The following is a 13,518-nucleotide window of genomic DNA, read 5'->3' as shown; positions in this document are numbered from 1 at the left end:
TTCCGTATACTTTGTAAACTTCTGTCCTTTTGTAGCCATGAAAAAATCCCCTCCGATCAACAGTGTTAAGTCCATAATATCATGAACTCTTTTTTCACTGTCTACCGTAAGGGGATAATACCACTTTTATTTATCCGAATATACTCTTTTTATCTTATGATCGTCAAGCTCCGTTATTTCTAGGACCTCCATACAGAACATGGAACAGTGCACAAATCTAAAGCACCTGAACATCTTTAATTGCAAGAGCCAGGCGCTTTGGATTTGAACTGTCCGTCTACTTTACTCTAATACATTGGCAATAACCTGAACGCTCTCCGCTCGATTTGTTACACCTTGTGGGTTAAATTGATTACTTCCGCGACCTTTAAGAAGCAACAGATCAAAGGCAGCTTGAACAGATCCTCTTGCCCATTCACTGATTAGTTGATCATCTGCGAACTGGCTTTGTTTGGATGTTGTGTCCACCCGCTTCCCTGTCTTCACTTCATAAGCACGGATAATCATGACGGCCATCTCTTCGCGGGTAATGGTAGCGTTAGGAGCAAATTGCGTCTGACTTCTTCCCGTTACGATCCCCGCTTTATAGGCAGCCTCAACGGCCGATGTGTACCAGTTATCTTTTTTCACATCCGTAAATGGCGTTGTTCCTGTCGATTGTAATCCCAGAGCTCGAACAATGATGCTTGCAAATTCCGCTCTAGTCACATTTGCTTTCGGAGCAAACTCGATATCATTTATTCCCGTAACCACTTGTTGAGCGGCCATCCTTTTGATTACATCTGATGCCCAATGCTGTTCAGAGACATCTGTAAAGCTCTTGTCATACGTCAGTAAGCCATATTTACTAAAATGATGAATTTGCGCTTCCACCAGGTCACTAGATGTCCGACCACCGACATACTCAAGTTCTCCGTTGTCCTTCACATAGTAGATGCCTGTTAGGTTCTGATGAACAGCTCCATTTGGCTTCCATTTCAATAGTAACGGTTCTACGAATTCCGTTAATAACTTCAACGTTTCCCCATCTGACCCGACGATTCCAATCGATAGATCATAGATATTTCCGACGGGTGTAATAGCAGCATGTGCATCACTTGCAGCCTTATTTAAAAGTCGTTGTGCTTCTGTATCAGACACTTTGGTGAATTTAAATGATACATAGCCCTTCTTCCCTTCACTCGCTAAACCGATCAATTGAGCAATAACAGCACTAGGCACCTCCAAGGAGACATCCTCACCCTGGAATACAAGCTTGCCTAAGCCTTTCAGTGCATCAGATGGAATAGGAATCAACACTTCAGTGATCCCCAACTGCAGCGTCACAACAGCTTCTCCATTAGTCACCTTCAGCTTATCCACAACCTGTTGTTCTGTGGAAGGCCACTTCGGTCCCGCGGTCGATCCACCTGACTTATTATCGGTCGTTCCACCTGAAGGATTACCCGCTGGAGGATTGGTCGTGCCATCTGGAGGATTACCGCCTTCAGGGTTGGTATTCCCGTCTGGAGGATTACCCGTGTCAGGATTAGTCGTTCCAGGCGTGACTGTGAAATCAATCGTGTAAGTGAGGATGGTTATACCATCTTCCGCCGTCACTTCGATCGTTGTCGTTCCAGGTAAAGCTATCGCTTGCGTTACCTTAAGAGCCGCTTTGGAATCTGCAACCGTTGCAGATACGGATGGAACCACTTTTGTCCCTGCCGGAAGAGCAATATTATACGTCAATTTGTCCTTTTGGAATCCAGCTAGGGATTGATCACCGATAACTATACCGTTTAATGTTGCATCCGTGCTGGGAGCAACGACGACTGGTGATTTAAACAATTTGGCATCAACCCAATCAGCATCATCGCCGCTCGATCCGTTACCACCATCGGTTACAATCAGCTTCAACTCATGCTTACCTGCAATATTCACACTCACCTTTTGTGCTGCGGAACGAATGCCCATCTTTTCGCTCTCAAACAACTTTTCTCCATCTGCCCAAATCTGAAAAGTAACCAACCCTTGCGTACTTTCCTGATCAACGCCTACATAGGACTCAAATATCTCGTATCCTTTTCCGTCCAAATCATAGACGATCTCAGAGTTAGCATGGGTTCCGATTCCTTTCTCATATGACTTGCTTCCCATTCCGTCGAACACCGTCAGTACATTTCCTTGGATGCTGGCGTTTGTCTTCACCTCGCCCCACCCTGTCGTTGCACTCACCCAGTTCAGATCACTCAAGTAGGTAGCGGCATCGGAATAGCTTACCGTATAATCATCATGATCATCGAGTCTCATACTTACGCTATTCGTATACGTAGCCGCTAGTGTTATAGGTTTACTGACTGAATTAGCTTCTAACCAACCAGGGTATGCTGCTGGATGCGACCATATATTATTGATTGCCAGCCTGACGGTTCCGTTTGGAAGTAGAGACCCTTTAACCGAACCATTACCGTCTCCTTGTACGGTGAGTCTCTTGCCAGATTCTCCTAACAACAAGGAGGCAATATTGAAATTGTTCTTAGAAGCGACGAAATCATTCGTTCCTCGCTGCCCTTTATCATTCTTACCGTGCGCGTTGAAATCCTTCTCATCCTGCGACCAGGCCCGTGTCGGCTTAACCCCATATAATTCAACACCTTCACTACTCGTCTTGAAGGCCGTTCCTTCATTTCTGCCGATCTGATCTTCTGGGTAGTATGACCACTGGCCATTGCGGTTCCATGTGATCCGATCTGCAGCAGCAGAGACGTCGAAGGCTACACCTATTGCATCATAGGTAGTAGGTAGTTGGGATACTGTGTAGGTCGTCTTAATCAACCCAGTCCCGTCAACATGAAGAGTGAAAGTAACGTCTGTATTCCCATAATTTCCAGCTATGTTCACGATCGCCTCATGGTCTGCGCTCGTGCTGGTAATGCTGGATAACTTCCAATCATCCAGAGAGGAGGTGAATCCCATATTCAAGTAAGGGCCTCCAGTCAGAATCGTCTCTCCTTTATAAATGCCTCTTTGGATCATGCCCGTAGCTTTGTCGAAAGTAAGGCTGAAATCCTCCCCTGTCAGGGTAATGGCAGAATCATTATTCTGAATATCAGGTGCTTGCCCTTGCGCTTCCTTGAAATGGAATGTCTTCTCACCAATAGTGAGGTTATACTCATCTACCAATCGGTCCGTTTTGTACCGATCGCTCTGATAGAATTTCAGATGGACCGTATCTCCTAACTTCCATGACCTTGCAGGAATAACCAAACTTCCGCTGCTCATAGGTTCAATAGCTGGCCCGGTTAACATTTCTGATTGTCCATTCACGGTCCATTCGACTGTGATCTCATTCAGATTGGTATGGTTATACCGATTATCTATAGGGATTTGGAGTTCATGTCCCTTGCCAGGGTTAGGCAAGGTATTGGTCTCTATGCGGATAGGCGAGTAGGCCTTCTTCACATTCCAGTACTCTGGCTTCTCCCGATTCCAAGAATCCATAAGTCCCCATTTCGCATTAAATCCGCATACTTTCTCTTCACAGAAGGTAGCTATATCACGAGAGTGCCAAATCGCGCCTCCCAGTGCTCCTTCTGAATCATCAATATGATCCCAATAACGTCTGATCGACTCTCCATAGAAGTCTTGGAAGGAAGGATCATTACTATTCCAGCTACCATAATACATGAATAGATGTGCATACTCATCGCGAATATCTGGCTTATCACCACCGCCGAACTTCAAACCGTTCTCTCCATAATGAACACTGTATAGATCATTATATTGCTTAGGTGCATTGACGCCAAAGCTAAATTTCACTGGTCTTGTTGGGTCAATTTCTTTTACATAATCATGTGTAGCCGCCACATTACTTCCCCAACTGCTTTCATTACCAAGCGACCAAATGACAAGGCTTGGATGACTGCGATCCTTCTCGATGGTCTCGGAGAACTGCCCCATGAAATAACTCAAATAATCAGAATTACTCAATCGGGAATCATTAATGAACATGACTGAATTTTCCTGCTCGACATATAAGCCGATTTCATCCGCATAATCGAGAACATATTCGAACTGCGGCCAATGTGCAGCCCGGATGTAATTGATATTGCCATCCTTCAGCTTCAGCAGCGACTCTTTATCATGCTCAATATCAACGGCAACACCGGTCAAAGCGGATGATTGATGCCAATTGACTCCACGCAGTTTGACTTCTTTTCCGTTTACAAGCATTTTATTGCCATCGACCTTAATGGATCTGAACCCAATCTTGCGAACAACCGTCTGTACGATTTCCCCGTTTACCATTACGTTGGCAGTCAGCTTATACAAGTTCGGATGCTCCGCGTCCCACTTTTGAGGATTATTCACGGGTATGCTAATCATGCTATCTGGACTTTGTGCGCTTAATGGGATGACACCCGGTGCAATCGGAACCGTATGTCCATCGGGATCAACAAGCTCAAGATTAACAAGAGATTCTTGTGAACTGTCGAGTATCATTCCTGCAGAAACCTTCAAGGTTGCATCCGTGTACGTAGAATCGAACTCTGTTTCAGCTTGCAGCCTAGTCAAATAATTGACAGGTAGTGCAAACATCTTCACTTCTCCTACCAGTCCCCGAACATGCTGGTATTCAACAAAACCCTTCTCTGCGGTAATGCCCACCGTAATCCAAGCACTCTCGCCAGGCGTCACATAATCCGTAATATCACAATCGAAGGTTGTGAAGCCACCTCGATGCGTTCGAACCAAATGACCGTTAACCCAGACTCTTGCAACATCAAAGGCAGCTTCAAATCGCAGCATCGTTTTTTGCCCCTGATAATCCTCAGGTATCAATATAGATTTCTTGTACACATTCTCAACATTTCGATCTGGAAACCAATCCCCGCCCTGCTGCGAACGGATATCAAACCCAATAACCTCTAAGTTAGCGGGTACTTTAGCGTCTGCCCAAGCAGAAGGCTCTACGTTGTTCTTCCAGAACCCTTGTGCGGGTGTCTGTGTGAATTTCCAAGTTCCGCTCAAATTGATAATCGGATTGTTTACACCTGCCACCGTAAGCGGCAATGGAGCAATGACAGGTCTTGCCCATCCATTGGTTGAGGGCCCAACAGGCAGAGTAGGCATCGCATCACTTGGATAGCCGAACACCTTAAACTCCTTAATACCTGCTTTACTGCCAAGCTCAAAGTCAGTCACTGTAATGCGAACGTATCTCCTTGCCGCATCAAGGAAAGAATCGGTAAGGACTCCACTGCGTCCTGCATAACTCAATCGGTCAACCGCTGGATACCAATTCAAGGCATCGGAGGACACTTCAATTTTATACTTGTAATTCTTGTTGTCTTCTCTCCATGTCACTTCGGTACCTGTTAATTCATAACTCTGACCCAAGTCGACTTGAAGCCAATTATTCTTGTTTGAATTATTAGAAGTCCATGATGTCTCTAGTTGGCCGTCTACCGCATGCGACGCAGGATTGGCTGCTACCTCGGAAGAAGCTGTAGCCTGCTTTCCAAGTGCGGCATTCGTGACTGACTTCGTTATGCTGAATGGAAAGGTAAGTACTGTGCTTGATGTCGAACCTACAGCTACATAAGCTCGAATCGCTAGATCGTTCGTAACTACAATTGGATGGCTATAAGTCTGTTTCGTTGCCGAAGTCTTGGGATCTGTCCCATCTGTCGTGTAATGAATGACAGCATTCGTAACAGAACTTAACAAGGCAACTTCCGTGTTCTCCTCAACCGTCCCCGTAGCAGGATTTGTAGACAGAGCCACTACTTGATAGGAATGAGATGTGACAATGCTGTCTGCTTTTCCATCCACCTTGGCATATGCTTTGAGTGTTACAGCAGTTTCAGCATCTACGGCATTCCCTATTAGCGGGAATGGTCCTGCATATAACTTCCTGCTATCGGATATGAGAGGATCGCTTCCATCCGTCGTATAGTAAATCGATGCATTTGGCTCTGAAGCTGATAAACCTACCAGAGTGCCCTCTGATACATCTGTGTTCAGCATCTCGATTTGAACTGGCATCGCATTTGAAGTGTTGTAAAGTTCGAATTCCCAGATTGCAGCCGCTCCACCTACGTGAGCCATTTGATGCAATCGGACATACCTCGCGTTCTGTGCAGGGAATTTATACAATTGATCATCGGTATCCTTATTGTTGTTTTCCGTTACAACCGTGGTCCAGTCAGTCCCGTTCTCTGATACATCAATTGTGAATTGCGTTATATAGTTATGATGGTCCGGGTTTTTACGTAAAACAGCATAATTGACAGGTTGTAGCTTCCCGAAATCGACGATCAGATCCCATAGGCCGAATTTCTCCGGTTGAGCATACGTACTCAGGCTCCCATCGATTGCTCTTCCTGCCACATTGCCCCATCCCGCGGGTACAGTCATCGTTGCAACAGCGCCGCTTGCAAGATTAGGAAAGTCCTTTAAATCCTCTACTTCTTGCACCTTATAAATGAAGCTCTGCATCTCCCCTAGGTTTCCACCGATCTCATCGATGGCAATCGCGTTGATGCTCACATCATAATTAATCGTTAGTGGTTCCGAATAGAGTAATCTGCTAGGCGATATGCTCGGGTCGCTCCCATCAACCGTGTAATAGATAGAAGCCGAAGGAAGGCTTGCGCTAAGCGTTACCTTCTTCCCTTTGTTCACCGTACTCGATTCTGGCGAAGCCGTTAGCTTAGGTACAAGAACTGTAGTCGCATACAGCTCTAACTCACCTATTCGTACAGCTGGCCAATCTGACCCTTCTGCAGCTTTCTTCGTCACGTGAAGCCGAACATACCTGGCATGAATAGGCGTCGTAAGTATCCGATCCGTAACCATCATCGTATTATTGATTACGGTATCTGCGGTAAGCCAAGGTCCATTCCCATCACCAGTGCTGTATTCCAGTTGGAAATCCCTCGTGTTCAAACTGCTGCCACCTGCGTGCTGGACAATCCATCTGGCTATATTATGTTGAGCTCCAAGATCCACGACTGCCCACTCATCCGTAATCGGATTGGTTCCGAAGCCCGTATCGCTTGTCGACCACATGGTTTTGGTAGAACCATCTGTCATCAAGCTCGGCGAATGCTGAGGAAGTGAGCTACTGGCGGTCACGCTCTTTCCGAGCGCTAGATTATCCGCTGACACTTCTTCTTCTTTAACTAGACTGTACGTGAAGGTCTTGATTTCGCTTTGAGCTCCGCTCGCCTCATCTATCGCGACTGCCATGATTGTAATGTCACTTTCAATGGTTAGTGGTTCGCTATACATAAGTTTCGTTAGCGAAGTTGTAGGATCACTTCCATCTATCGTGTAATAGATGACAGCCGTAGGTGGTGAAGCGTTAAGCTTCACCATTGTCCCCTTCACGACCGTACCAGAATCCGTATCTGCCGTTAACGCAGGGATATCCACAGCAGTGGTCGTGGAATAGAGCTCGAATTCACTTATCCTTACCGCCGGCCATTCCACACCATCTGAAGACTTCTTCGTCACATGAAGCCGAACATATCTTGCAAGGATGGGCTCTGTTAACGTTCGGTCTGAGATATCAGCTGTATTGCCCGATACCGTGTCCGCCGTATGCCAAGGCTCACCCTCCTCAGCAGTGCTGTACTCAAGTTGGAAATCACTCGTCACTAAAGCACCAGGGCCACCACTCTTGACAACCCATCTAGTAATATCTTTGTCTTCGCCAAGATCGACCGTTGCCCATTCATCGGTAATCGGACTAGTCCATTGACCGGTATCGCTCGTTGACCACATCGTATCTATAGAGCCATCTACCATATAGTCGGGCGAATGTTGTGACAGCGAACTACTCGCTGTCGCCGTTTTACCCAAAGCTAAGTTCACGACTTCGGTATCCACAGCTGCTGAAACTTCATTAGTGCCATTGCCCCACGACACAAAGCTGCTTGATATAATCGCGAAACATAGAAAGAGATTGAAATATTTCCTTCCTCTTTTCATACTAGATGGACCCCCTCAGCCTTTAATTAGATCAATTTATACTTTGCTCTAATCCCTATTTCGCTGTGTTGTTGGCTTGGAATTCTATGAATTGTTTCTGTATCTCAGCTACCACTTTATCGATACCAGCTGACTTCAGTTTGCTTTGGAATTCCGGATAAAACTTGTCATAATCAATAAATCCAGCATAAGCAGCAACAACATATTCCTGCCCTACGGCATCAATCTGAGCAATCTCTGACTTCACAGGATCAGCATTGAACCGGAACCCAAGCACTGGAGCGACAATGGCATCTGAATCCCATGTTTTCAAATTCTCAATATAGCTAGACTCTACATTCTTACTGAAATGCTTCAAGCGAATATCATCCCAAGCCCAGTACACTTGATTATAAGTGGCGGTATCTGCAATACCTTCAAGTGACACGGCATTACCATCCAGCTTGTAGTTGACATCCTTAACCCCATAAGAGAACAGGTCATAGTTTTCTTGATTGCTTCTGAACCAGTTAATAAAAGCCATAGCCCCTTCACTATTCTTACTTGTTGAGAAGATGGACAATAGATTAGAAGCTGCATCGAATACGTACTTCGGTTGCTCTGGATTTAAGAATACATCCTCCAACTTCCCATCCGGCATCGTTTGTTTGAAGGCATCGATACGCTCGGAAATCTTAAGGACATTCGACCATATCGCACCGATCTTCCCATTGTTCAGAGCCGCTTCAGGATCTTTGATTTCTTGGGCATCTTTTGGTAACCAACCGTTCAAATACCATTTTCTTTTGGTTTCTACAATGTTTTTGAAAATATCAGATTCGTAAAAGTTCTTTACTTCAAGCTTCGGATCCGTTGGATCGATATACGCAGGTCCCGCACCGATATCCCCGATTGGAAGATACACATCACCGAATTCTCTCAAGAGACCACGGTTACCATCATTAGCGATAGGGACCATATCCGGTTCATTTTTCTTAATCGCATCCAAGTAATTCTCGAAGTCTGCTAACGTATTAATAGGTCCTAGGTTGTATTTCTCTCTTAGATCTCCGCGAATGGTGAAGAAATTGTTGTTCTCCGCTGTAGGAACAAGCGTTGGAATGCCGTACACTTTACTATCAATCGATGCACTCAAGAAGTTAGCCGCTGGTATGTCCTCTTTGAGCTGTTGGCCTTGCTTATCAAGTAGATCATTCAGAGGAAGGACGACGTTCTTAGCCGTAATCTGAGATAACCAGCTTACATGTGTCCAGGCAATATCATAGTCCTCTCCGGATGCTGCAATCAGGTTGAGCTTGTTGGAATACTGATCCCATGGGAAGTAGGTGAATTCCAGTTTGAGATTTAAACCATCTGCTTGAAGCTTCGCTTCTATAGCAGCTTTGACACCTGCCATATCCTTAGGCTCATCGCCAGGAAGAACGATTTTGACAGTTCCCTCTACTTGAGAGACCGCCGTTTCCGGTGTTGTCGCCTCGTCGCCCGTTTTCTCTGTCATATTGGTTGGTTTGTTGGTTGACGTATTCCCCTTATTCCCCTCATTCTGTGAACAAGCTGCTAGCATACTTAGTAATAGAATCATAACCATGAAGATACCCGTTACTTTTACATGTGCTCTTTTCATACTTTTTCCTCCCTCTATTATCTTGACTTATCCAGGTAGAACCCGTTATCAGGCTACAATCTAGCCTTTTACAGCGCCAATCATAATCCCTTTGATGAAATACTTCTGGATAAATGGGTAAATGAGAATGATGGGTCCAATGGTCACAAGCACCATGGCCATTTGAGCGGTAATAGAAGGCAATGTACTGTTTCCAGCTCCATAGCTACCCTGGGAACTCATATAATTAATCATGGATTGAATCTTGAATAACATGAACTGCAAAGGATATAGTTCACGGGAATCGATGAGCCATAAGGCTAGATTCCAATCATTCCAGTAGGCTAGCGAATAGAACAGCGCAACGGTCGCAATGATCGGTGCAGAGAGTGGAATAATAATTTTCCAGAAAATATATAGAGGATTGGCTCCTTCGATCTCCGCAGATTCAACAAGCGCTGGCGGTAGTGATCTGAAATAATTTCGGACTAGAAACACATTAAAGGGACTAACCAGTATCGGCAAAATCAAGGCCAGTATGGAATCCTTCAGATGTAAATACTTCGTGACGAAGATATACCAAGGCACAAGTCCTGCGTTAAAAATCATCGGAATGAATACGCAAAGTGCTATGAAATTTCTATACTTTACCTTTTGAGATGCTATAGTGTAGGCCAACATCGTCGTGACTAGCAAGCTCAGTGCCGTTCCCAAGACTGTCACAACGATAGAAATGCCATAGGCGTTAAAGATGGAGCTTCCTGAGAATATCAACCTATACGCGTCGAATGAGAACTTCTCTGGAATAAATTGATAGCCATGTTTGACAACCGAATTCTCATCCGTCAACGATACAATAATGGTTAGAATAAAAGGGACCGTCGTAAAAATACAAAAAGCGATAGCTATGATATGAAATATAATTTGCGATACTCTACCGTTGTTCTTCACTACTTCCCTCCTATCTAGAACAATGAATTCTCATTGTTATATTTCTTCACTGCCCAATTGCACCCGAGCACAAAGATGAAGCCGCAGACAGATTGATATAATCCAACGGCAGCAGGCATGCTGATGTCGCCTACCGTTTTAACTGCCCGAAACACATAAGTATCGATTACATCCGTAGTTGAAAAAAGTAATCCATTATCCCCGACGATCGAATAGATCGTTTGGAAATCTCCATAAAATATTTTACCAATCGATAACAGCGTCAGAATCGTGATGGTCGGTACCAATAGAGGAAGAGTAATATACCGAATCTTCTGCCATCTACCTGCTCCATCCAGTGAAGCTGCTTCATATAATTCATCATCTATTCCTACGATTGTAGCTAGATAAATAACTACGGCGTACCCCGTGTTCTTCCAAATAAATACGCCAACCAGGATAGAAACCCAATACTGCGCATTCGAATACCAATCAATCGGAAGATGATTCACACTGGTTAACAACTGATTGGCAATACCGAATTTGGAACTGAAGATCAAATAAACAAAGTTTCCTACAACGATAGCAGAGAAGAAGAAGGGCAAGAACATGAGACTTTGGTAAAGCCTTTTAAGAAGCCCGTGCCTGATTTCATTTAAGAGAATGGCAAATGCAATCGCAACAAGTGTACCGAAGACGATGTAATTTGCATTAATGAATAACGTATTGAATGTCGTTCTCCAAGCGTACTCCCCATTAAAGTAAAAGGTGAAGTTATCCCAGCCTACCCACTTGCTTCCGAATATACCATCGCGAAAGTTATAATCTTTGAATGCAATGATCATCCCTGGCAGTGGCATGTAACTGAATACCAAGAAAAAAATCAGTCCTGGGAGCGCGATCATATAATACCAACCATTTTTCCATAACTCTCGAAACAGACCTATTCTATTCTTCTTCTTTGGATACTCTTTTCTTGTTCTTACCATAAGCTGACTCAATGGAATCGCTCCTTCCTCCTTACCTTTTATGTAAGCGCTTTATATTTACAATGTGATCATAGATGTTTTAACCAACTTTGCATAATTCTCTTTTCACTTAAAGGTTAAAAAACGTATGATTTGATATTTAAAATTTTTAATATGATACTAATTTTATAGGTTTTCGTTAAAAAATGGATATAAAACCGCAAAAAAGAGGCTTCGCAAAAGTTCAGAGAACTCATGCATAACCTCTCGTGTTATTTCAGTGATTTACAGCAACTTAATCAGCGCTTCTAGCTCAACAAGCAAACCTTTTGCAAGTTCGAAATGATTATCTTTTAAAGCCAATTCTATTTTCGTTTCAACTGCTTTTTTGTTTTGTTCCATCTCTAAATAGTCTCTGTCAAAATGATTCGCATAAATCATCTTTCTAAATTTGCGGATAGTCATTTTTCTAATGGTCTTATCATCAATGATTAGAACATAATCCATCCCATTGACCACAGAATAGAAATCATGCGAAATCATGAGAATTGCACCTTTATACTCTTCAATGGCTTTCTCTAGTGCGAGTTGTGTATAGGTGTCTAAATGACTTGTCGGTTCATCCAAAAGTAATACATTGGCTTTACTAGCAGAAACTTTAGCCAATTGAAGGATATTTTTTCTCCACCAGATAAAGATTCTATCTTCTGATTAACGATTTCGCCTTCAAAGCCATAGTGAGCAAGATAGGATCTAGCCTCATCATACGTTTCGAACCCAGCATCGATGAATTCTTCTAGGATGGTATTCGAATCCTTTAGAACTTCGCCTTGAAGCTGAGATAAATAAGATACTTTCGCATCCGCATGGATTTCAATGGACTCATGATTATTCATAAAGATATCTCGGAGTAACGTTGTTTTCCCCGTACCGTTTGCACCGATTAGGGCTACCTTATCCGTAGATTTGATCTCAAAGTTCACATTTTCTAACAGCAACTCATCAAAGGCAACACCATAATTACTCACATGTATAACCGTAGTGTCTTCTTCCAGTTCATGATCCATATCTAAGCTAATATTCGGTTGCTTAATATCTACGAATGGCGCTTTAAGTCTACGTGCTTCCAATCTTTCTTGAAATTTAACTCTAGCTTTGAGCGCTCTTCCTCTAGATGCTTCTGAATTATATGTTGCAACCGCTCTAAGATTATCGATGATGATCTCATTTCGCTCAATTTCTTCAGCCTCAGCGATAGTAAGTTCTTGTAACTCAATCTTCGCCTCAAGTAATGAGAAGTTATACTCAATATATCGCCCGTCGAACTCTTGGAGCTCCATGTTCTCAAGGTGTAGGATTTTTGTTGAAACAATGATTCAATAGATATCTATTGTGCGTAACAACGAGCAGCATACCTTTGTGAGCATTAATCAGATTCTTCAGCGCATTGAGGTTCTCGAAATCTAAGAATACGTCGGGTTCATCCATTATCAATAAGTCTGGACTATTCAGCATTTCCTTGATGACTTGAATCAGCTTGAATTCCCCACCACTCAGGTCCGATACCCTAACATCTCTTAGCTTCATGAGGTTGGCTAGGTTTAGTTGCTTATGGATGTTGCTCTCATAATCATTCCCATCCATGGCATCAAATGCATCTAAAGCGAGTTGATATTTCTCTAATAACGATTCAATATCCGTAGATGTCTCCATCTCAGTTAAGATCACATTGATTTCATTCTGTAGCTTAATAAATTCTTCACCGATATATTCGAACACGGTTGTTTCTTTACTTCTGTCTAGTTCTGAGAACTGACTTACATACCCGATTCTGCACGTTGGGTCCATCTCTAGCTTGCCTTCGTACAGATATCTTTCTGGATCCATCAATATATCGATCAGTGTACTTTTCCCACTGCCACTTGTTCCTATAAAAGCACAATGTTGTGCCTCTTCAAGCGTAAATGTAATGTTTCTATATAGTTCTTTTTGCGGAAATGAGAAGGATAAGTTATCAACTGTTATCATAGTGGTCTTACT

General features: G+C 43.5%; 4 protein-coding genes and 1 pseudogene. All 5 read right to left on the bottom strand.

What is annotated here, in order from left to right; all coding sequences use genetic code 11:
• Positions 1-282: 282 nt before the first annotated feature.
• The gene (locus AC1D7X_RS22055) at positions 283-7,977 is read right to left on the bottom strand and encodes a discoidin domain-containing protein (protein ID WP_495458017.1); all 7,695 of its coding nucleotides are present in this window, start codon (positions 7,975-7,977) and stop codon (positions 283-285) included.
• A 55-nt stretch (positions 7,978-8,032) separates the two neighbouring features.
• On the bottom strand, positions 8,033-9,601 hold the full coding sequence (locus AC1D7X_RS22050; protein ID WP_495476152.1) for an ABC transporter substrate-binding protein: 1,569 nt from the start codon (positions 9,599-9,601) through the stop codon (positions 8,033-8,035).
• Between the two features lie 60 nt (positions 9,602-9,661).
• Positions 9,662-10,531 carry a carbohydrate ABC transporter permease gene (locus AC1D7X_RS22045; RefSeq protein ID WP_495476151.1) on the bottom strand — a complete coding sequence of 290 codons (870 nt, stop codon included), beginning with the start codon at positions 10,529-10,531 and terminating at the stop codon, positions 9,662-9,664.
• A gap of 14 nt (positions 10,532-10,545) precedes the next feature.
• Positions 10,546-11,511: an ABC transporter permease gene (locus AC1D7X_RS22040; protein ID WP_495458014.1), complete on the bottom strand. Its 966-nt coding sequence runs from the start codon at positions 11,509-11,511 to the stop codon at positions 10,546-10,548.
• A gap of 252 nt (positions 11,512-11,763) precedes the next feature.
• Positions 11,764-13,506: pseudogene (locus AC1D7X_RS22035) on the bottom strand (ABC-F family ATP-binding cassette domain-containing protein).
• Positions 13,507-13,518: the final 12 nt, after the last annotated feature.

This window comes from Paenibacillus sp. Y568 (genome assembly GCF_059445545.1).
The sequence above is the reverse complement of the archived record's forward strand: the minus strand, read 5'-3'. Positions and strand labels throughout refer to the sequence as shown.

Excerpts from the sequence above, each read along its gene's own strand:
- AC1D7X_RS22055 (WP_495458017.1), bottom strand. The coding sequence starts at position 7,977 with ATGAAAAGAGGAAGGAAATATTTCAATCTCTTTCTATGTTTCGCGATT.
- AC1D7X_RS22050 (WP_495476152.1), bottom strand. The coding sequence starts at position 9,601 with ATGAAAAGAGCACATGTAAAAGTAACGGGTATCTTCATGGTTATGATT.